The sequence below is a fragment of the Enterobacter cloacae complex sp. ECL352 genome (assembly GCF_020149545.1).
Taxonomy (GTDB): domain Bacteria; phylum Pseudomonadota; class Gammaproteobacteria; order Enterobacterales; family Enterobacteriaceae; genus Enterobacter; species Enterobacter asburiae_B.
In genome coordinates this window covers 2,700,278-2,718,502 of the sequence record NZ_CP083709.1, presented here as the reverse complement: position 1 = coordinate 2,718,502, position 18,225 = coordinate 2,700,278, and the positions used below count along the sequence as shown (strand labels likewise).

The window sequence follows — 18,225 nt, the reverse complement described above, 5'->3', positions numbered from 1 at the left end:
TAAGGTAAGGAGGTGATCCAACCGCAGGTTCCCCTACGGTTACCTTGTTACGACTTCACCCCAGTCATGAATCACAAAGTGGTAAGCGCCCTCCCGAAGGTTAAGCTACCTACTTCTTTTGCAACCCACTCCCATGGTGTGACGGGCGGTGTGTACAAGGCCCGGGAACGTATTCACCGTAGCATTCTGATCTACGATTACTAGCGATTCCGACTTCATGGAGTCGAGTTGCAGACTCCAATCCGGACTACGACGCACTTTATGAGGTCCGCTTGCTCTCGCGAGGTCGCTTCTCTTTGTATGCGCCATTGTAGCACGTGTGTAGCCCTACTCGTAAGGGCCATGATGACTTGACGTCATCCCCACCTTCCTCCAGTTTATCACTGGCAGTCTCCTTTGAGTTCCCGGCCTAACCGCTGGCAACAAAGGATAAGGGTTGCGCTCGTTGCGGGACTTAACCCAACATTTCACAACACGAGCTGACGACAGCCATGCAGCACCTGTCTCAGAGTTCCCGAAGGCACCAATCCATCTCTGGAAAGTTCTCTGGATGTCAAGAGTAGGTAAGGTTCTTCGCGTTGCATCGAATTAAACCACATGCTCCACCGCTTGTGCGGGCCCCCGTCAATTCATTTGAGTTTTAACCTTGCGGCCGTACTCCCCAGGCGGTCGACTTAACGCGTTAGCTCCGGAAGCCACGCCTCAAGGGCACAACCTCCAAGTCGACATCGTTTACGGCGTGGACTACCAGGGTATCTAATCCTGTTTGCTCCCCACGCTTTCGCACCTGAGCGTCAGTCTTTGTCCAGGGGGCCGCCTTCGCCACCGGTATTCCTCCAGATCTCTACGCATTTCACCGCTACACCTGGAATTCTACCCCCCTCTACAAGACTCTAGCCTGCCAGTTTCGAATGCAGTTCCCAGGTTGAGCCCGGGGATTTCACATCCGACTTGACAGACCGCCTGCGTGCGCTTTACGCCCAGTAATTCCGATTAACGCTTGCACCCTCCGTATTACCGCGGCTGCTGGCACGGAGTTAGCCGGTGCTTCTTCTGCGGGTAACGTCAATTGCTGTGGTTATTAACCACAACACCTTCCTCCCCGCTGAAAGTACTTTACAACCCGAAGGCCTTCTTCATACACGCGGCATGGCTGCATCAGGCTTGCGCCCATTGTGCAATATTCCCCACTGCTGCCTCCCGTAGGAGTCTGGACCGTGTCTCAGTTCCAGTGTGGCTGGTCATCCTCTCAGACCAGCTAGGGATCGTCGCCTAGGTGAGCCGTTACCCCACCTACTAGCTAATCCCATCTGGGCACATCTGATGGCAAGAGGCCCGAAGGTCCCCCTCTTTGGTCTTGCGACGTTATGCGGTATTAGCTACCGTTTCCAGTAGTTATCCCCCTCCATCAGGCAGTTTCCCAGACATTACTCACCCGTCCGCCGCTCGCCGGCAAAGTAGCAAGCTACTTTCCGCTGCCGCTCGACTTGCATGTGTTAGGCCTGCCGCCAGCGTTCAATCTGAGCCATGATCAAACTCTTCAATTTAAGTTTGATGCTCGTGAATTAAACTTCGTAATGAATTACGTATGTTCACTCAGAGACTTGGTATTCATTTTTCGTCTTGCGACGTTAAGAATCCATGTCACTTTGAGTGCCCACACAGATTGTCTGATAAATTGTTAAAGAGCAGTGCAACGCGGCTTTCGCTCACCGTTGCGAGGTGGCGTATATTACGCTTTCCTCTTTCAGAGTCAACCCGTTATTTCAGAATTTTTCTCTTCAACCGACCGGCTTGTTTGTGAAGTGTTTCACATCCGCCGTGTCGATGGAGGCGCATTATAGGGAGTTCTCAGCAGGCCGCAACCGCTAAATGACAGAAAAATGACTGACTGCTGCATTCCACAGCAAAACCCCGCCTTATACCCTTTTATGCACAAAGTTATCCACAATCATGAGCGGATCGCGAGGCGATCCTACGAATTGAGCGGGAAGATCAACTATACTAGCGGCAAATAATCTCCCCTGTGCAGGCCTCCCTCATGACCACACAACGCCTCGCCCGCGACTGGCGTCTCCCTACAGCAGGGGTGATGCTGCTGGCACTCCTCTTTGCCGGTTTTACCCTGCATGCGCACTGGAACGCCTTTATCCAGTGGTGTCTCGCCACGCAAATTACGCTGCACCGTTATCTGGTGATGTATCTGCTGCAGCTTAATAACCACCAGTACAGCGGCGGATTATGGCTGTTAACGGGGGCTTTCCTTTATGGTGTCCTTCACGCCATCGGACCCGGACACGGAAAGTTCATCGTGACGACCTATCTGACCACCAATAAGGAAAGCGAACTGGCCGCCCGGGTTGTCCCCTTCCTGGGTAGCCTGATGCAGGGCGTCAGCGCCATTCTGTTTGTCTTTATTCTGGCGGTGGGGTTTAACCTCGCCTCAGGGGATATCAGTACCAGCCGCTGGTACGTGGAGAAGATAAGCGCAGTGCTTATTGGCGCATTCGGTGCTTTTGTCATTTATCAGGCGCTGAAGAGCCTGCGCCCGCACAGGATGACTATCTCCGCCATCAAGCCGCTTCATCAGCATGATGAATACTGTGGCTGCGGACATCACGGCGTAGGTACAGACCTGACGCAGGGCGACTGGAAAACCCGTCTGGGCGTGATTCTGGCGATTGGCGCACGTCCGTGCAGCGGGGCGATCATGATTCTGATGTTTTCGAACGCGCTGGGCATTGTCACCTGGGGGGTAGCCGCGGTCATGACCATGTCTTTGGGCACCGCACTTTCTATTGTGGGGCTTTCCCTGGCTGTACGTTACGCCCGCGAGCGCACGGTGACCTGGTTCGGAGAGAGCGCCTCATTGAGATGGCTCGTACCGGCAGTCAAAATAGCCGGAGGGATAGTCCTGATCCTGTTTGCGACGGTGCTGTTCCTGACGGTGATCCCCGTCAGCGCCAATGGCGACTACATCGCTGCCGGATGCTAATAAAAGAAAACCCGCCGTTGGCGGGTTTCTTTATTACTCATTGATGCGTGGATGCTGGTCCACCAGTCGGGAGCGTTTTTTCTGCAGCTCTTCAATCTCTGCGTCAATATCCTCAATCTTCTGCTCTACGTTATCGTAGTGCTCGCGCAGGATCTCTTTCGCTTCCTGGATGTCAGACGCCGCAGGTGTTGCGCCTTTCAGAGGGCGATTCGCCGTCTCCTTCATGGTAAGACCTGTAATCAAACCAATCACCGCAATCACCATCAGGTAATAAGCCGGCATCATCAGGTTCTGCGTGCTCTCGACCAGCGAGGCGGCAAGCGTCGGGGTCAGACCGGCAATCAGCACCGAGATGTTAAAGGCCGCGGCCAGCGCGCTGTAGCGAATATGCGTCGGGAACATCGCGGGCAACGTGGAGGCCATCACCCCGATAAAGCAGTTAAGGATCACCGCCAGCATCAGCAGACCGGCAAAAATCAGCCCCAGCACATCACTGTTAATCAGAATGAATGCCGGAATTGCCAGAGCAAACAGCGCAACGCTTCCCAGGATAATGAACGGTCGACGACCAAAACGGTCACTCAACAGGCCCATAATCGGCTGCACAAACAGCATACCCACCATGATGGCGATAATAATCAGCACACCGTGATCTTCCGAGTAGTGCAGGTTATGCGACAGATAGCTCGGCATGTAGGTCAACAGCATGTAGTAGGTCACGTTGGTCGAAATCACCAGACCAATACAGGTCAGCAGGCTGCGCCAGTGCTTAGTGGCAATCTCTTTGAACGACACCTTCGGACCATCCTGCAGCCCTTCGCGGTCACCCTGTTCCAGTTTTTCGACGTGCTGCTGGAAAGCAGGCGTCTCTTCCAGCGCATGACGCAGGTAAAGACCAATAATCCCCAGCGGCAATGCCAGGAAGAACGGGATACGCCAGCCCCAGTCGAGGAAGTTATCTTCGCCAACCACGGTTGAAATCAGTACCACTACGCCCGCGCCCATGACAAACCCGGCAATCGAGCCGAAGTCCAGCCAGCTCCCCATAAATCCGCGCTTACGGTCCGGGGAATACTCGGCGACGAAGATCGAGGCACCGGTATATTCACCGCCGACGGAGAAGCCCTGCGCCATCTTACAAATCAGCAGGAGAATGGGTGCCCAAATGCCGATGGTGGCGTAAGACGGTATAAGGCCGATACAGAATGTACTGATCGACATAATGACGATGGTGATGGCCAGGATCTTCTGACGACCATATTTATCGCCGAGCATACCGAAGAACAGACCGCCCAGCGGGCGAATCAGGAAGGGAACGGAGAACGTACCCAGTGCGGCGATCATCTGCAGGCTGGGATCGGCCCCGGGGAAAAACACTTTACCTAACGCATAGGCCACAAAGCCGTAGACACCAAAATCGAACCATTCCATCGCATTACCGAGCGAGGCTGCGGTAATGGCTTTACGCAGCTTTGCGTCATCAATAATGGTGACGTCGCGAAGCGTGATGGGTTTAATCTTTTTCCTTCTCAGCATAGCTATCCTCGTTGACTCGGCCCTGTCTGTTTCACAGTTCAGTTAGCGTTCTGTGAACCATGGGATCCGCTCCATGCGAATCGCCTTATTCAAGCGTAGCAGGTTTACTTACATTGACGTTTTACGTCGATACAACCGAACCTGTTGACGCCTGCCTGGGCAGTTAATGACCTTTTTACCCTACCAGCGTTTATATTTGTGATCAACTTCACACATATTTTCGTGTCTGGTCAGCTCAGGCAAATTTTTGTCAAGGAGTGCCAATAAGTACTTCCTTATCCCACCTAAAGAACATCCTCCCGCACGTCATTATTTCTTTCGTAACAGAAAAACAAACCACATTAATTCACATCAGGTTTACATAAATTTTCATCAGCAGGAACCGGCCTCAGGTTTTACATTGAATATGTGATAAAGATAACTAAAACGATGTTTTATTTTCATTGAATCAATATTCCAGTGATCGCATCATAAATCCGAATTCAGCGTTTTACGTGTTTAAGGAAAAGGTTAATTGAGAGCACGCATTTAATTTTGTTGCAGGGCTTTCGAAAAAACACCACAAGCAATACGAGCAATCAATTGAATTTATTGACTAATTTTTAACACCTATCCCCCGTACTGCGGGATCCGATGTGAGGTTTGTCTATGAAGATTAAAGCCACGATAGAACGTATACCCGGCGGCATGATGCTGGTTCCGCTGGTACTGGGCGCGATCCTGAATACCCTTGCTCCCAATACCGGAGCTTATTTTGGCGGTTTCACAAAAGGCATGATAACAGGCACGGTTCCCATTCTTGCCGTCTGGTTTTTTTGTATCGGCGCATCCATTAATTTACGGGCAACGGGGACAGTATTACGGAAATCCGGCACGCTGGTGATCACCAAAATAGCCGTAGCCTGGGCAGTGGCAATGATATGCGCGATGTTCATTCCGGAGAATGGAATTCAGACCGGGTTCTTTGCGGGTTTATCGGTCCTGGCGATTGTCTCGGCGATGGATATGACCAACGGCGGATTGTACGCCAGCCTGATGAATCAGTACGGGACGAAAGAAAAGTCCGGCGCATTTGTGTTGATGTCTCTGGAGTCCGGCCCATTGATGACGATGCTGATCCTGGGGTCTGCTGGCCTGGCCTCGTTTGAACCCCACCACTTTGTCGGCGCGATCCTGCCCTTCCTGGTCGGTTTCGCCCTTGGCAATCTCGACCGCGATCTGCGTGATTTCTTCAGCAAAGCCACGCCGGTGCTGATCCCGTTCTTCGGTTTCGCACTGGGGAACACCATCAACCTGAAGGTCATTCTCGATACCGGCCTGCTGGGCATTGTGCTGGGTGTCGCCGTGATCGTCATCACCGGTATTCCGCTGATTATTGCTGACCGCGTCATCGGAGGAGGAAACGGCACGGCCGGCGTCGCCGCCTCTTCAGCCGCCGGTGCTGCAGTCGCAAACCCGGTGATTATCGCCCAAATTAACCCGGCCTTCGAACCGGTCGCCGCTTCAGCGACGGCGCTGGTTGCCGCGAGCGTGATCGTCACCGCGATTCTGGTCCCCATCATCACGGCGCTGTATGCGAAACGCTACGGGAATATGCAAGAGACCCTGCCTGAACCGAAGCCGATAGAGATGAATCATTAACACACCGCACCGTTCCCTCTCCCAATGGGGAGAGGGGGAGAGATTTAGCCAAAAATCTCTTCCACCATCCCGTCCACCAGCCGTTTTGCCGAACAGAGTCTCGGCATGCCCAGCGCGACGGTCTGCCAGTTTTGCGTCACTGACCAGCTCACCGGATGTTGATCCGCCTGACACCAGTCCCCCAGCCACCCCAGCATGTCTTTATGATCGATTAACCCCGGAGAGGCTGGCGTTGTCAGCCACTGGTGATAGAAATGGCGGGTCGTGGGTGACGCATTGATGCCCTGTGCCAGATAGTTAGACGCCATGCTGCGCAGGTTATCCTTAAGCATTGCCGCCACATCTTCATTCGCGAGGCGGCATGCGTCACCAAATGCCCCCCAGCGCAGCTCTTCCAGGACGATAAAACAGCGCCCGGCCAGCGACCAGCCATCATAATGCCCGGCCCGCCAGCGGGTAAAAATCTGCTCGCTGTGCTCGCCCGCCTGCACCGTGAGCCCGCGCTGGGTTAGCGCCTTTTCTTTATAGGCGGCGCGTTGGGTAAAATGAGAAGCAAGTTCAGCGTACTGCTGCATCAAACCGGGGGACTGCTGGGCGCGCGGGTGCGTCTGCTGGCGCAAAGCAATCAGTTTCTCTGCCATCAGCGTCAGCGCGAGATGACCCGGGTCAAGCATGCCGGCCAGTTTTTCCGCCAGCCCCAGGCGCAGCGCCGCATTTTCATTGAGCATACCCGCCATCGCCCAGGGGCGCAGCCGGGTATGCGTCATGATTTCCTGAGTCAAACGCTCACGAAACTGAAGCTGTTGTGGTCCCAGGTGAGGATGACGCGCCGCGTCCACTCCCTGAACCAGATCGACCATAAATTTTGGATTAATACACTCCAGCGTTCGCCCGGGGCCGTCCAGTAGTGGTGTTGTCATGGTTGCTCTGCCGCGAATAGAGTTTGAATATCATCGCGTAACAGTCGGGTATCTTCCTGTATCCACGCCGCAGTCGTAATACTTTGCTTCAACAGCTGGCAGAGCGCTCGGGTTGAATGCTCATTCTGTTGACGCACTGCGAGGCTATCACGCAAGCTTTCCTGTAACCCGGTCAGGCACAGCGAGAATTCTGCAAAGAACGTCGCCATTCCTGCCGTAACAGAGACATCGACCTGCGCGGACAAAGCTTTACGTATTTGTTCACAAAACAGCTCAATATGTTGCTTAAATTTGTCATGTAGCTGCGCAATATCGATAACATATCGCGTGCGCGTTTCCACATACTCATCCCAGCCCCAGCCCGGATTATTGAGCCAGCGAGAGACCGTTTCTCGCATGCTGCTCCCGCCTGATGACGGGCCTGCCTGGCTGTCATCCTGCGCTATCGCATCGTTAAAAAGCGCCCGCGTATTGAAGTTGAGCTGGTGAGCCTGAAACGCCGGGAAACTGATTCGCGCCCGAAAGCCCGCATGGCTCAGATGCTCTTTAATACGCGTTTCGATGGGGCGCATGGCTTCGTTCAGGGAACGCGCCAGCGTAGATTCAAGCTGGTCGAAGCGTAACGCCAGCTCCCGGCAGATTTTCGTCTGTGCATCCAGCATCACCAATTCGCAGGAGGAGCGGATTTTACTCAGCGCGATCTGCGCCTGCCCTTCATCGTCCAGAACCAGCTGCTTCAGCTCGTCACCGTGAGGGTTCTGCCGATCGATACCTGCCAAATCAAGAATATGTTGAGCGCTGAACACCTCGCCAATCGCCTGGTTAAGCGCGGTTTTTTGCGCTCCCATAAAGTCCGCTGTAGCGTTCAGCGCCTCCTCAACTTCATGTTTCACCTCATCGCTCACCACGCTCTGACGCGTCTGGAGAAGCGCCATGTCCTCTTCCAGACGTGCGATATTCAGTTCCAGCGCCTCAAAGGCAACCGTCAGCCCCTGATAGCGGAAGTCGAGGTACTCCCGGGCATTTTGTGCGTAGTTGAGCAGCTTGTGCGAGGCCGAACGCAGCGCGTAAAGCGAGGCATTGGCATAGGCGGCGTAGATCAGTTTGCGTATCGGTTGTTCGAAAAGCGAATCTTCCCAGAGCAAATCGGCAGCATGACGAATATGGTCGATATCGTCCAGGTCCGCCGTACGCCAGCGTCGCCCAAGCGCCGCTTCGGCAAAGTCCTGTACCCAGGGTTGCTCCTGATGATCCGGCAGTTGTCCGTGGGTACTCATCTCGTAGCGAGCGCGGTTCGCCAGATAGGCCCACATGGACGAAACGGGGTAGATCTGGCCAGGCGAAATATTGCCTTTCATTAAGGTGCCGGAGATCATCGCCCGGATCTGCTCTTCATCGTCGCTATTGCGATCTTTCTGATCGAATTTATTGACCAGCGCATACAGCGGCACGGATTTTCCCGCCGCGGAAATGGCCTGGCGGACTTCTTCATCAGAGATGGATTTAAGCTGGGTATAATCCATCACGGCCAGCACCGCCGACGCGCGGGACAACTGCTCGCTTAGCATTTTTTGCAGGTGCGGCTGTCCGGCCTCATTCGGCCCGGGCGTATCGAGCAGCGTCAGCTGTCCGAGATGAGCATCCAGACCCGCAAGATGCACGAACTCCACTTCAATCACCGGAATATGTTCGATAGCCGCATACTCAGAGAACGGAAACTCCACCCCTAACGCCTGGGAAAGCCTCACCAGGTCGTTGAGGCTTTTCAGACAATGAAATATCGGCTGCGCGCCCAGGTGATGCTTCTCAAAAGCCTCTCCTTTTTCAATGCGCTCCAGCAGCGTATTCATGTCTTTATCAATTTCCAGATGCTGGGCCAGCTTTCCGCGATCGTAATCGCATAGCTTTTTCTGAAGCAGTTGGATCAATTCATCAATGGGCGAGGCATGTGAGAAATGCAGCACCGGCTCCTTCTGACCCGGCGTGTGGCGAATCAGGGTAGGAAGCGCCGTCATCGGACGATTGCGGTTCGGCAACACTTCGGTCCCCACAATCGCATTAATGGTGGTCGATTTCCCCGCTTTCATAGTGCCAACAATAGCCAGGACCATTTCCAGCCGGGTTATTTTTCGTAATTCATTATTCAGCATCGCCTGCTGCGCTTCGACACCGCGCGCGCTAAAATGCAAAGGTAAAACGTTGTTCTTTTCACCCGTAATAGCAGCCGCGGTGCTCTCCAGCATCGCAGTCGGCATTGATTTCAACGTATCAAGGTTTTGCCGGGCGAGCTGTAGCAAACGCTCAGCTTCCTGGCTTAATTCAAAAATGGTCTGTGTGTGCATGATAAAAGCCTTTCCTTAACGCAAATTTATTACTTTTATTAAGCCACTGGTATTAATTATGTTGTTCAGGCTTATATGATCACGTGTGGAAAACATGTCCGCCGAAATATAACTGATTGATGATAATCAGAAATAATTCGCTATCCTTGCATGGCGTGTATAGCTCCCCTCCTGGCCTGACGGCCAAAGGAAAAAAGCGTAGCCCAATTTTAAGAAACTTCAGGATATATCATCATTATTTACCCACCTAAAAAGAGAGGTAATACGCCCCTGCCAAAAGATATGGATGGCAGCGAAGTCAGGAGATAAATAACAATGTGTCGCTTCACCTTATCCGAAATGAAGGAGCGTAGCAATTTGCTGCAATAAAATATTCGATATATTTAGCGTCATTTCTTCCCAACGTGTTAATGAGGTAAGCATCGCTTAACTGACTGACAGGAAGTGTCACTCCCGATACGCTTTTTGCATTTTTTTAATTCACAATGTCACCGACAAACGTGTGGATTTGCGCTATACTTGCCGCCTTTTTCGGCACGCTGCCGTCATTTAGCTGGCACTTTCCAGCGCGTTTACACTTTTTGAGGATACCGATATGTCACTCCCACACTGCCCAAAATGCAATTCTGAATACACCTATGAAGATAATGGCATGTTCATCTGCCCGGAATGCGCTCACGAATGGAATGATGCCGAACCATCCCACGATGCTGATGCACTTGTCGTAAAAGATGCGAACGGCAATTTGCTGGCGGACGGCGACAGCGTAACCGTGATTAAAGATCTGAAAGTGAAAGGCAGTTCTTCCATGCTGAAGATCGGCACCAAAGTGAAGAATATCCGTCTGGTTGAAGGCGATCATAATATCGACTGCAAAATTGACGGCTTCGGTCCGATGAAGCTGAAATCAGAGTTCGTGAAAAAGAACTGATTTACCCGCCCGGTGGCGCTTCGCTTACCGGGTTTTCGGGAACTACACTTAACGGGCTTTTCTTACGTGAGGTAAAGATTATGCCGTTAAGTCCCTACATCTCTTTTGCCGGCAACTGTGCAGAAGCCACTTCTTTCTACCAGCAAGCCGTCGGCGCAGAGCTTCTCTATAAAATCACCTTCGGCGAAATGCCAAAAAGCGATAACAGCGAAGAAGGCTGTCCGTCCGGTATGCAATTTCCGGATTCGGCTATCGCTCACTCCAACGTCCGCATTGCGGGCAGCGATATCATGATGAGCGACGGGATGCCGCCGGGCAGCAACGCGCAGTACGCGGGCTTCACGCTGGTTCTCGACACCCAGGACGTTAATGAAGGCAAACGCTGGTTCGACAACCTCGCCGCGGGCGGGAATATCGACATGGCCTGGCAGGAAACCTTCTGGGCACACGGTTTCGGTAAAGTCACCGATAAATACGGCGTGCCGTGGATGATTAACGTCGTTAAGCAGCAGCAAACGTCTTAGGCCGGATAAGCGCAGCGCAGCCGGCAACAGCGCCCGGTGGCGCTGCGCTGACCGGGCCTACGGTGACTGTCATCGCTTTCACTTCAACTCTTCAAACTCCCGCAACCCAGACTTAACCCAAATGTCACATTGATGCGCCAGCATGAGGCCACATTTATCGTGAGGCCCAGCACATGCAAACCGTCATCCGCGTCGAGAAACTGAGCAAGACCTTCCATCACAATAAGGCTCTGCATGCCGTTGATCTGACCGTCCAGCAGGGCGAAATGGTGGCGCTGCTGGGGCCATCCGGTTCCGGTAAATCCACCCTTCTGCGTCATTTAAGCGGTCTTATCACCTGCGATAAAACGCCGGAAAGCCACGTCGAGCTGCTGGGCAATACCGTGCAGCGCGCGGGGCGTCTCGCCAGTGATATCCGCAAGAGCCGCGCCCAGACGGGCTACATCTTCCAGCAGTTCAACCTGGTGAACCGCCTGACGGTGCTGGAGAACGTGCTGATTGGCGCGCTCGGCAGCACCCCGTTCTGGCGCACCTGTCTGCGCTGGTTCTCTCCTTCACAGAAGCAGGAAGCCTTGCAGGCCCTGACCCGCGTCGGCATGGCGCATTTTGCCCACCAGCGCGTCTCCACCCTGTCCGGTGGACAACAGCAGCGCGTGGCGATTGCGCGCGCGCTGATGCAGAAAGCGCAAATCATTCTCGCTGACGAACCCATTGCCTCGCTGGACCCGGAGTCCGCCCGCATCGTGATGGAAACCCTGCGCGACATTAACCAGAACGACGGCATCACCGTAGTGGTCACGCTGCATCAGGTGGATTACGCCCTGCGCTACTGCGAACGCATTGTCGCCCTGCGTCAGGGACATGTGTTCTTTGATGGCGCGAGCCATCAGTTTGATAACGAACGTTTTGACCATCTCTACCGCAGCATTAACCGCGTCGAAGAGAACGCGCAGGCTGCTTAATTAAACCCGATCCGAGGAAAGTACATGAGCTACAAAGCCGTTGCCGCGCTGGCCTTTACCAGCATGTTCAGCCTCAGCACCCTGTTAAGCCCGGCGTATGCACAAGAGCAGGAAAAAGCGCTGAACTTCGGCATTATTTCGACGGAATCACAGCAGAATCTGAAGCCTCAGTGGGAACCGTTCCTGAAAGATATGGAAACTAAGCTGGGGATCAAAGTGAACGCCTTCTTCGCCCCGGACTACGCGGGCATCATCCAGGGGATGCGCTTTAATAAAGTGGACATCGCCTGGTACGGCAACCTCTCCGCCATGGAAGCGGTGGACCGCGCGAACGGCCAGGTCTTTGCCCAGACCGTCGCGGCAGATGGCTCCCCGGGCTACTGGAGCGTGCTGATCGTGAACAAAGACAGCCCGATCAACAACCTCAACGACATGCTCGCCAAACGCAAAGAGCTGACCTTCGGCAACGGCGACCCGAACTCGACCTCCGGCTACCTTGTCCCTGGCTACTACGTCTTCGCCAAAAACAACGCCTCCGCCAGCGACTTCAAACGCACGGTGAACGCCAGCCACGAAACCAACGCCCTGGCCGTGGCCAACAAGCAGGTGGACGTTGCTACCAACAACACCGAGAACCTCGACAAGCTGAAAACTTCCGCGCCGGACAAGCTGAAAGAGATCAAGGTTATCTGGAAATCGCCGCTGATCCCGGGCGACCCGATCGTGTGGCGTAAAAACCTGTCCGAGAGCACCAAGGACAAGGTGTACGACTTCTTCATGACCTATGGCAAAACGCCGGAAGAGAAAGCGGTCCTGGCGCGTCTGGGCTGGGCACCGTTCCGCCCGTCAAGCGACCTGCAGCTGGTCCCGATTCGCCAGCTGGCGCTGTTTAAAGAGATGCAGGGCGTGAAGGACAACAAAGGGCTGAAGGACGAGGAGAAGACCAGCAAAGTGGCCGCAATTGAGGCGCAGCTGGAAGACCTCGACCGCCTGACCGCCGCGCTCGGTGCGATGACGAGCGTGAATAAAGCGGTGCAGTAGTGCCTTTCTCCCTCTCCCAGTGGGAGAGGGGCGGGGTGAGGGCATCAGCGCGCACATTTCCCCCTCACCCTAACCCTCTCCCTCAAGGGAGAGGGGACTAAACCCAAAGGAGCCAACATGCAAGCCATCACCCTCCCGCCGCCGAAGCGCAGCTGGTTCTCGCTCATAAGCTGGGCCATCCTGCTGGCGGTGCTGGTTATCTCCTGGAAGGGCGCGGAAATGGATCCGCTGCTGCTCTTCAAAGACGCGGGCAACATGGCGACCTTCGCCGCCGACTTCTTCCCGCCGGACTTCAGCCAGTGGCAGGATTACCTCAGCGAAATGGCGGTCACCCTGCAAATCGCCGTCTGGGGCACCGCTCTTGCCGTCGTTCTCTCCATTCCGTTTGGCCTGATGAGCGCCGAAAACATCGTGCCGTGGTGGGTATACCAGCCGATGCGTCGCCTGATGGACGCCTGTCGCGCCATCAATGAAATGGTCTTTGCGATGCTGTTCGTGGTCGCCGTTGGCCTGGGTCCGTTCGCCGGCGTGATGGCGCTGTTCATCCACACCACCGGCGTGCTCTCCAAGCTGCTCTCCGAAGCGGTCGAAGCCATCGAGCCCGGCCCGGTGGAAGGCATCCGCGCAACGGGCGCCAACAAAATCGAAGAGATCCTGTACGGCGTCCTGCCGCAGGTTATGCCGCTCCTGATCTCCTACTCCCTGTACCGCTTTGAGTCCAACGTCCGCTCCGCGACGGTAGTCGGCATGGTGGGCGCAGGCGGGATTGGCGTCACCCTGTGGGAAGCGATTCGCGGTTTTCAGTTCCAGCAAACCTGCGCCCTGATGGTGCTCATCATCGTCACCGTCAGCCTGCTGGATTTCCTCTCTCAACGTTTGCGTAAGCACTTCATCTGAGAAGCGAGGCTTTGTTTTCTATGCACTTATCCAGACATCCGACCAGTTATCCCACCCGCTGGCAAGAGATTGCGGCAAAGCTCGAAGTGGAGCTGCGCACGCACTACCGCTGCGGGGACTACCTGCCCGCCGAGCAGCAGCTTGCCGACCGCTATGAAGTGAACCGCCACACCCTGCGTCGCGCCATTGACCAGCTGGTTGAGCGCGGGTGGGTCCAGCGCCGTCAGGGCGTGGGCGTGCTGGTGCTGATGCGCCCGTTCGACTACCCGCTAAACGCCCAGGCGCGCTTTAGCCAGAACCTGCTGGATCAGGGCAGCCACCCGACCAGCGAAAAGCTGCTCTCGGTACTGCGTCCGGCCTCCAGCCACGTGGCGGACGCGCTGGGTATTCAGGAAGGTGACGACGTCATTCACCTGCGCACCCTGCGTCGCGTTAACGGCGTGGCGGTATGCCAGATAGACCACTACTTTGCGGACCTCGCCCTCTGGCCCGTACTCCAGCATTTCTCCAGCGGCTCGCTGCATGATTTTCTTAAGGATGCGACCGGCATTGCGCTCAAGCGCACCCAGACGCGCATCAGCGCCCGTCGCGCGCAGGCGAAAGAGAGCAAAGTGCTCGAAATCCCCAATATGGCCCCGCTGCTCTGCGTGCGCACCCTCAACCACCGTGACGGCGAGATCAACGCGACGGAATACTCCGTCAGCCTGACCCGCGCCGACATGATCGAATTCACCATGGAGCACTGAATGCACTTCGACACCGCCACCCGACAGCGCTGGATGCGCGTGCTGGCCCATAGCCAGCCTGCTGCGCTGGCTGCCCGCATGAACGCGCTCAGCCTGACGCCAGACTACGACACCCTTCGCGCCCCGGAGATCGGCCTCGTTCAGATCCAGGCGCGCATGGGCGGCACCGGAGAACGCTTTTTCGCCGGAGACGCCACCCTCACCCGCGCGGCAATCCGCCTGAACAGCGGCACGCTGGGCTACAGCTACGTGCTGGGGCGCGACAAAGCGCACGCCGAGCGCTGCGCGGTGATCGACGCGCTTTTACAAGAACAACCCTATTTCCAGACGTTAATGGAAACCCTTATTGCCCCGCTGGAAGCCGACCGCGCCGCGCGCATTGCCGCACGTCAGGCCGAAGTGAACACCAGCCGGGTCGACTTCTTTACGCTCGTTCGCGGAGACAACGCATGACGCTTCAACCTGCTTTTACCCTGGCCGTCCAGGATGCCCAACACAGTTTTCGTCGCCTGCTGAAGGCGATGAGCGAGCCGGGCGTGATCGTCTCGCTGCACCAGCTCTCCCAGGGCTGGCTGCCGCTGAACCTGGCGACTACCAGCGTGCTGCTGACGCTTGCCGACAACGACACCCCGGTGTGGCTCTCGGGCGCGCTGTCGAACGATATCGCCAGCCAGAACCTGCGTTTTCACACCAGCGCTCCGCTGGTCGATCAGCCCCAGCAGGCGGTTTTTGCCGTGGCCGACGAGCAAATCAGCCATGAACAATTGAATGCCCTGAGCGAAGGCAGCGCCGTCGCCCCGGAGACCAGCGCCACGCTGATCCTGCAGGTTTCCAGCCTGAGCGGCGGCCGCATGCTGCGCCTCACGGGGGCAGGCATCGCCGACGAACGCATGGTTGCGCCGCAGCTGCCGGAGTGCATCATTCACGAGCTGACCGAGCGCCCGCACCCGTTCCCGCTGGGCATTGACCTGATCCTGACCTGCGGCGAGCGCCTGCTGGCAATCCCGCGGACCACCCACGTGGAGGTGTGCTGATGTACGTTGCCGTCAAAGGGGGCGAGAAGGCCATCGCCGCCGCCCATGCGCTACAGGCGCACAGACGACGGGGCGATGAACGGCTTCCCGAGCTGAGCGTCGCCCAGATTGAGCAGCAGCTAAACCTCGCCGTCGACCGCGTGATGACCGAGGGCGGCATCGCCGATCGCGAGCTGGCGGCGCTGGCCCTGAAGCAGGCCAGCGGCGACAGCGTGGAAGCCATCTTCCTGCTGCGCGCCTACCGCACCACGCTCGCGAAACTGGCGGTCAGCGAGCCGGTGAATACGGCGGAGATGCGCCTGGAACGTCGCATTTCTGCCGTTTATAAAGACGTTCCCGGCGGCCAGCTGCTTGGCCCCACCTACGACTACACCCACCGCTTGCTGGATTTTACCCTGCTGGCGAACGGCGAATCGCCGCAGCTGAGCACCTCCGACGCCGAACAGGAACCGTCTCCGCACGTCTTCAGCCTGCTGGCAAAACAGGGTCTGGCGAAGACGGAAGAAGATTCAGGCGCGCAGCCGGATGACATCACCCGCACGCCGCCGGTTTACTCGTGCTCGCGCTCGTCCCGCCTGCAGCAGCTGATGCGCGGCGACGAAGGCTATCTGCTGGCGCTGGCCTACTCCACCCAGCGCGGCTACGGGCGCAACCACCCGTTTGCGGCCGAAATTCGCAGCGGCTATATCGACGTTGAAATCGTACCGGAAGAGCTGGGTTTTGCGGTGAACGTCGGCGAACTGCTGATGACCGAGTGTGAAATGGTGAACGGTTTCGTCGCCCCGGAAGACGAAGACCCGCACTTTACCCGCGGCTACGGGCTGGTATTCGGCCTCGGCGAGCGCAAGGCCATGGCAATGGCGCTGGTCGACCGCGCCCTGCAGGCACCGGACTACGGCGAGCACGTTGCAGGCCCGGCGCAGGACGAAGAGTTCGTGCTGGCCCACGCGGATAACGTTGAGGCCGCTGGCTTCGTCTCGCACCTTAAGCTGCCGCACTACGTCGATTTCCAGGCCGAACTGGAACTGCTGAAACGCCTGCAACGGGAGCGCAAAAATGGCTAACTTAAGCGGCTACAACTTTGCCTATCTGGATGAGCAAACCAAACGCATGATCCGCCGCGCCATCTTAAAAGCGGTGGCCATTCCGGGCTATCAGGTGCCGTTCGGCGGCCGCGAAATGCCGATGCCCTACGGCTGGGGCACGGGCGGTATACAGATCACCGCCAGCGTGATCGGCGAGGCGGACGTGCTGAAGGTCATCGACCAGGGCGCCGACGACACCACCAACGCCGTGTCGATCCGCAGCTTCTTCCAGCGCGTAACTGGCGTAAACACCACCGAAAAAACCGAAGACGCGACGCTGATCCAGACCCGTCACCGCATCCCGGAAACCCCGCTCACTGAAGATCAGATTTTGATTTTCCAGGTGCCGATCCCGGAGCCGCTGCGCTTTATCGAGCCGCGCGAAACGGAAACCCGCACCATGCACGCGCTGGAAGAGTACGGCGTCATGCAGGTGAAGCTGTATGAGGATATCGCCCGCTTCGGCCATATCGCCACCACCTACGCCTACCCGGTGAAGGTGAACGGGCGCTACGTGATGGACCCGTCGCCAATCCCAAAATTCGATAACCCGAAGATGGACATGATGCCCGCCCTGCAGCTGTTCGGCGCCGGGCGCGAAAAGCGCATCTACGCCGTCCCGCCTTACACCCGCGTGGAAAGCCTGGATTTCGACGATCACCCGTTTACGGTGCAGGAGTGGGACGAGCCGTGCGCCATCTGCGGATCCAAACACAGCTATCTGGACGAAGTGGTGCTGGACGACACGGGCAAACGGATGTTTGTCTGCTCCGACACCGATTACTGCCGCCAACAGAGCGAGGCGAATAGCCAATGAAACCGCTGCTTTCGGTTAATAACCTGACTCACCTGTATGCGCCGGGCAAAGGCTTTAGCGACGTGTCGTTCGAGCTGTGGCCGGGCGAAGTGCTGGGGATCGTCGGCGAGTCCGGCTCCGGCAAAACCACCCTGCTGAAGTCCATCTCCGCGCGCCTGACGCCGCAGAAAGGCGACATTTTGTATGAGGGCGCCTCGCTGTACGGCATGAGCGAGGCCGGACGCCGCCGCCTGCTGCGCACCGAATGGGGCGTGGTACATCAGCACCCGATGGACGGCCTGCGCCGTCAGGTCTCTGCCGGGGGCAACATCGGCGAACGCCTGATGGCTACCGGCGCGCGCCACTACGGCAACATCCGCGCTACCGCCCAGCACTCTGGCTGGAGGAAGTGGAAATCCCCGCCTCGCGCATCGACGACCTGCCGACGACCTTCTCCGGCGGGATGCAGCAGCGCCTGCAGATTGCCCGCAACCTGGTCACCCATCCGAAGCTGGTGTTTATGGATGAACCCACCGGCGGGCTGGACGTCTCCGTGCAGGCGCGCCTGCTCGACCTGCTGCGCGGTCTGGTGGTGGAGCTGAACCTCGCGGTGGTGATTGTCACCCACGATTTAGGCGTTGCGCGCCTGCTTGCGGACCGTCTGCTGGTGATGAAGCAGGGCCAGGTGGTGGAAAGTGGGTTAACCGACCGGGTGCTCGACGATCCACACCATCCGTACACTCAGCTGCTGGTGTCGTCCGTATTGCAGAATTAA

Annotated in this window: 15 protein-coding genes, 1 rRNA gene and 1 pseudogene; 13 read left to right on the top strand and 4 right to left on the bottom strand. The window is 56.6% G+C overall.

The features are described from left to right. Positions 1 to 5: 5 nt before the first annotated feature. Positions 6 to 1,547 (bottom strand): 16S ribosomal RNA (locus LBF07_RS13210). Positions 1,548 to 2,041: 494 nt separating this feature from the next. Between LBF07_RS13210 and LBF07_RS13205 the strand changes: the two genes are divergently transcribed. Further along, positions 2,042 to 2,995: a nickel/cobalt transporter gene (locus tag LBF07_RS13205; protein WP_094935044.1), complete on the top strand. Its 954-nt coding sequence runs from the start codon at positions 2,042 to 2,044 to the stop codon at positions 2,993 to 2,995. Positions 2,996 to 3,028: 33 nt separating this feature from the next. Here LBF07_RS13205 and proP read toward each other — a convergent pair whose 3' ends face one another. After that, positions 3,029 to 4,531, bottom strand: coding sequence for a glycine betaine/L-proline transporter ProP (proP, locus tag LBF07_RS13200; protein ID WP_029740241.1), 1,503 nt, complete (start codon positions 4,529 to 4,531; stop codon positions 3,029 to 3,031). Between the two features lie 648 nt (positions 4,532 to 5,179). Between proP and kdgT the strand changes: the two genes are divergently transcribed. After that, positions 5,180 to 6,172: a 2-keto-3-deoxygluconate transporter gene (kdgT, locus tag LBF07_RS13195; protein ID WP_224435040.1), complete on the top strand. Its 993-nt coding sequence runs from the start codon at positions 5,180 to 5,182 to the stop codon at positions 6,170 to 6,172. 44 nt (positions 6,173 to 6,216) lie between these two features. Here kdgT and LBF07_RS13190 read toward each other — a convergent pair whose 3' ends face one another. Together LBF07_RS13190 and crfC are read right to left on the bottom strand one after the other, a co-directional pair. Beyond that, positions 6,217 to 7,092, bottom strand: coding sequence for a diguanylate cyclase regulator RdcB family protein (locus tag LBF07_RS13190; RefSeq protein WP_069303543.1), 876 nt, complete (start codon positions 7,090 to 7,092; stop codon positions 6,217 to 6,219). Continuing rightward, positions 7,089 to 9,434 (bottom strand): clamp-binding protein CrfC, encoded by a 2,346-nt coding sequence (gene crfC, locus LBF07_RS13185; protein WP_033144441.1) that lies wholly within the window; start codon positions 9,432 to 9,434, stop codon positions 7,089 to 7,091. Before crfC ends, LBF07_RS13190 begins: the two co-directional genes overlap by 4 nt. A gap of 595 nt (positions 9,435 to 10,029) precedes the next feature. Here crfC and LBF07_RS13180 point away from each other — a divergent pair. The 11 genes and pseudogenes from LBF07_RS13180 to phnK all read left to right on the top strand — a co-directional run bounded on the left by LBF07_RS13180 (position 10,030) and on the right by phnK (position 18,225). Further along, on the top strand, positions 10,030 to 10,365 hold the full coding sequence (locus LBF07_RS13180) for a zinc ribbon domain-containing protein YjdM (RefSeq protein ID WP_023310096.1): 336 nt from the start codon (positions 10,030 to 10,032) through the stop codon (positions 10,363 to 10,365). 80 nt (positions 10,366 to 10,445) lie between these two features. After that, positions 10,446 to 10,889 carry a VOC family metalloprotein YjdN gene (gene yjdN, locus LBF07_RS13175; protein WP_045889388.1) on the top strand — a complete coding sequence of 148 codons (444 nt, stop codon included), beginning with the start codon at positions 10,446 to 10,448 and terminating at the stop codon, positions 10,887 to 10,889. A gap of 173 nt (positions 10,890 to 11,062) precedes the next feature. Then, entirely contained in the window at positions 11,063 to 11,851 is a 789-nt protein-coding gene (gene phnC, locus LBF07_RS13170) for a phosphonate ABC transporter ATP-binding protein (RefSeq protein WP_033144439.1), read from the top strand. Positions 11,852 to 11,875: 24 nt separating this feature from the next. Continuing rightward, a complete protein-coding gene (gene phnD / locus LBF07_RS13165; protein WP_047059567.1) occupies positions 11,876 to 12,892 on the top strand; it encodes a phosphonate ABC transporter substrate-binding protein in 1,017 nt (338 codons plus the stop codon). Between the two features lie 117 nt (positions 12,893 to 13,009). Beyond that, the gene (gene phnE / locus LBF07_RS13160) at positions 13,010 to 13,789 is read left to right on the top strand and encodes a phosphonate ABC transporter, permease protein PhnE (RefSeq protein ID WP_094935045.1); all 780 of its coding nucleotides are present in this window, start codon (positions 13,010 to 13,012) and stop codon (positions 13,787 to 13,789) included. A gap of 20 nt (positions 13,790 to 13,809) precedes the next feature. Next, complete coding sequence (phnF, locus tag LBF07_RS13155) at positions 13,810 to 14,535, top strand: phosphonate metabolism transcriptional regulator PhnF (RefSeq protein WP_094935046.1); 726 nt, start codon at positions 13,810 to 13,812, stop codon at positions 14,533 to 14,535. After that, positions 14,536 to 14,988, top strand: coding sequence for a phosphonate C-P lyase system protein PhnG (phnG, locus tag LBF07_RS13150; RefSeq protein ID WP_033144437.1), 453 nt, complete (start codon positions 14,536 to 14,538; stop codon positions 14,986 to 14,988). Beyond that, a complete protein-coding gene (gene phnH / locus LBF07_RS13145) occupies positions 14,985 to 15,569 on the top strand; it encodes a phosphonate C-P lyase system protein PhnH (RefSeq protein WP_032662532.1) in 585 nt (194 codons plus the stop codon). Before phnG ends, phnH begins: the two co-directional genes overlap by 4 nt. Continuing rightward, positions 15,569 to 16,633, top strand: coding sequence for a carbon-phosphorus lyase complex subunit PhnI (locus LBF07_RS13140; RefSeq protein ID WP_094935047.1), 1,065 nt, complete (start codon positions 15,569 to 15,571; stop codon positions 16,631 to 16,633). Before phnH ends, LBF07_RS13140 begins: the two co-directional genes overlap by 1 nt. Continuing rightward, complete coding sequence (gene phnJ / locus LBF07_RS13135) at positions 16,626 to 17,471, top strand: alpha-D-ribose 1-methylphosphonate 5-phosphate C-P-lyase PhnJ (RefSeq protein ID WP_033144435.1); 846 nt, start codon at positions 16,626 to 16,628, stop codon at positions 17,469 to 17,471. The genes LBF07_RS13140 and phnJ overlap by 8 nt, the downstream gene beginning before the upstream one ends. Continuing rightward, positions 17,468 to 18,225, top strand: a pseudogene (phnK, locus tag LBF07_RS13130) (phosphonate C-P lyase system protein PhnK). Before phnJ ends, phnK begins: the two are co-directional and overlap by 4 nt.

Bases quoted from the DNA above. Each gene is read 5' to 3' on its own strand.
- phnE (WP_094935045.1), top strand. From the start codon at position 13,010: ATGCAAGCCATCACCCTCCCGCCGCCGAAGCGCAGCTGGTTCTCGCTC.
- LBF07_RS13180 (WP_023310096.1), top strand. From the start codon at position 10,030: ATGTCACTCCCACACTGCCCAAAATGCAATTCTGAATACACCTATGAA.
- crfC (WP_033144441.1), bottom strand. From the start codon at position 9,434: ATGCACACACAGACCATTTTTGAATTAAGCCAGGAAGCTGAGCGTTTG.
- proP (WP_029740241.1), bottom strand. From the start codon at position 4,531: ATGCTGAGAAGGAAAAAGATTAAACCCATCACGCTTCGCGACGTCACC.
- phnF (WP_094935046.1), top strand. From the start codon at position 13,810: ATGCACTTATCCAGACATCCGACCAGTTATCCCACCCGCTGGCAAGAG.
- yjdN (WP_045889388.1), top strand. From the start codon at position 10,446: ATGCCGTTAAGTCCCTACATCTCTTTTGCCGGCAACTGTGCAGAAGCC.
- LBF07_RS13190 (WP_069303543.1), bottom strand. From the start codon at position 7,092: ATGACAACACCACTACTGGACGGCCCCGGGCGAACGCTGGAGTGTATT.
- phnH (WP_032662532.1), top strand. From the start codon at position 14,985: ATGACGCTTCAACCTGCTTTTACCCTGGCCGTCCAGGATGCCCAACAC.
- phnC (WP_033144439.1), top strand. From the start codon at position 11,063: ATGCAAACCGTCATCCGCGTCGAGAAACTGAGCAAGACCTTCCATCAC.
- kdgT (WP_224435040.1), top strand. From the start codon at position 5,180: ATGAAGATTAAAGCCACGATAGAACGTATACCCGGCGGCATGATGCTG.
- phnG (WP_033144437.1), top strand. From the start codon at position 14,536: ATGCACTTCGACACCGCCACCCGACAGCGCTGGATGCGCGTGCTGGCC.
- phnD (WP_047059567.1), top strand. From the start codon at position 11,876: ATGAGCTACAAAGCCGTTGCCGCGCTGGCCTTTACCAGCATGTTCAGC.
- LBF07_RS13140 (WP_094935047.1), top strand. From the start codon at position 15,569: ATGTACGTTGCCGTCAAAGGGGGCGAGAAGGCCATCGCCGCCGCCCAT.
- LBF07_RS13205 (WP_094935044.1), top strand. From the start codon at position 2,042: ATGACCACACAACGCCTCGCCCGCGACTGGCGTCTCCCTACAGCAGGG.
- phnJ (WP_033144435.1), top strand. From the start codon at position 16,626: ATGGCTAACTTAAGCGGCTACAACTTTGCCTATCTGGATGAGCAAACC.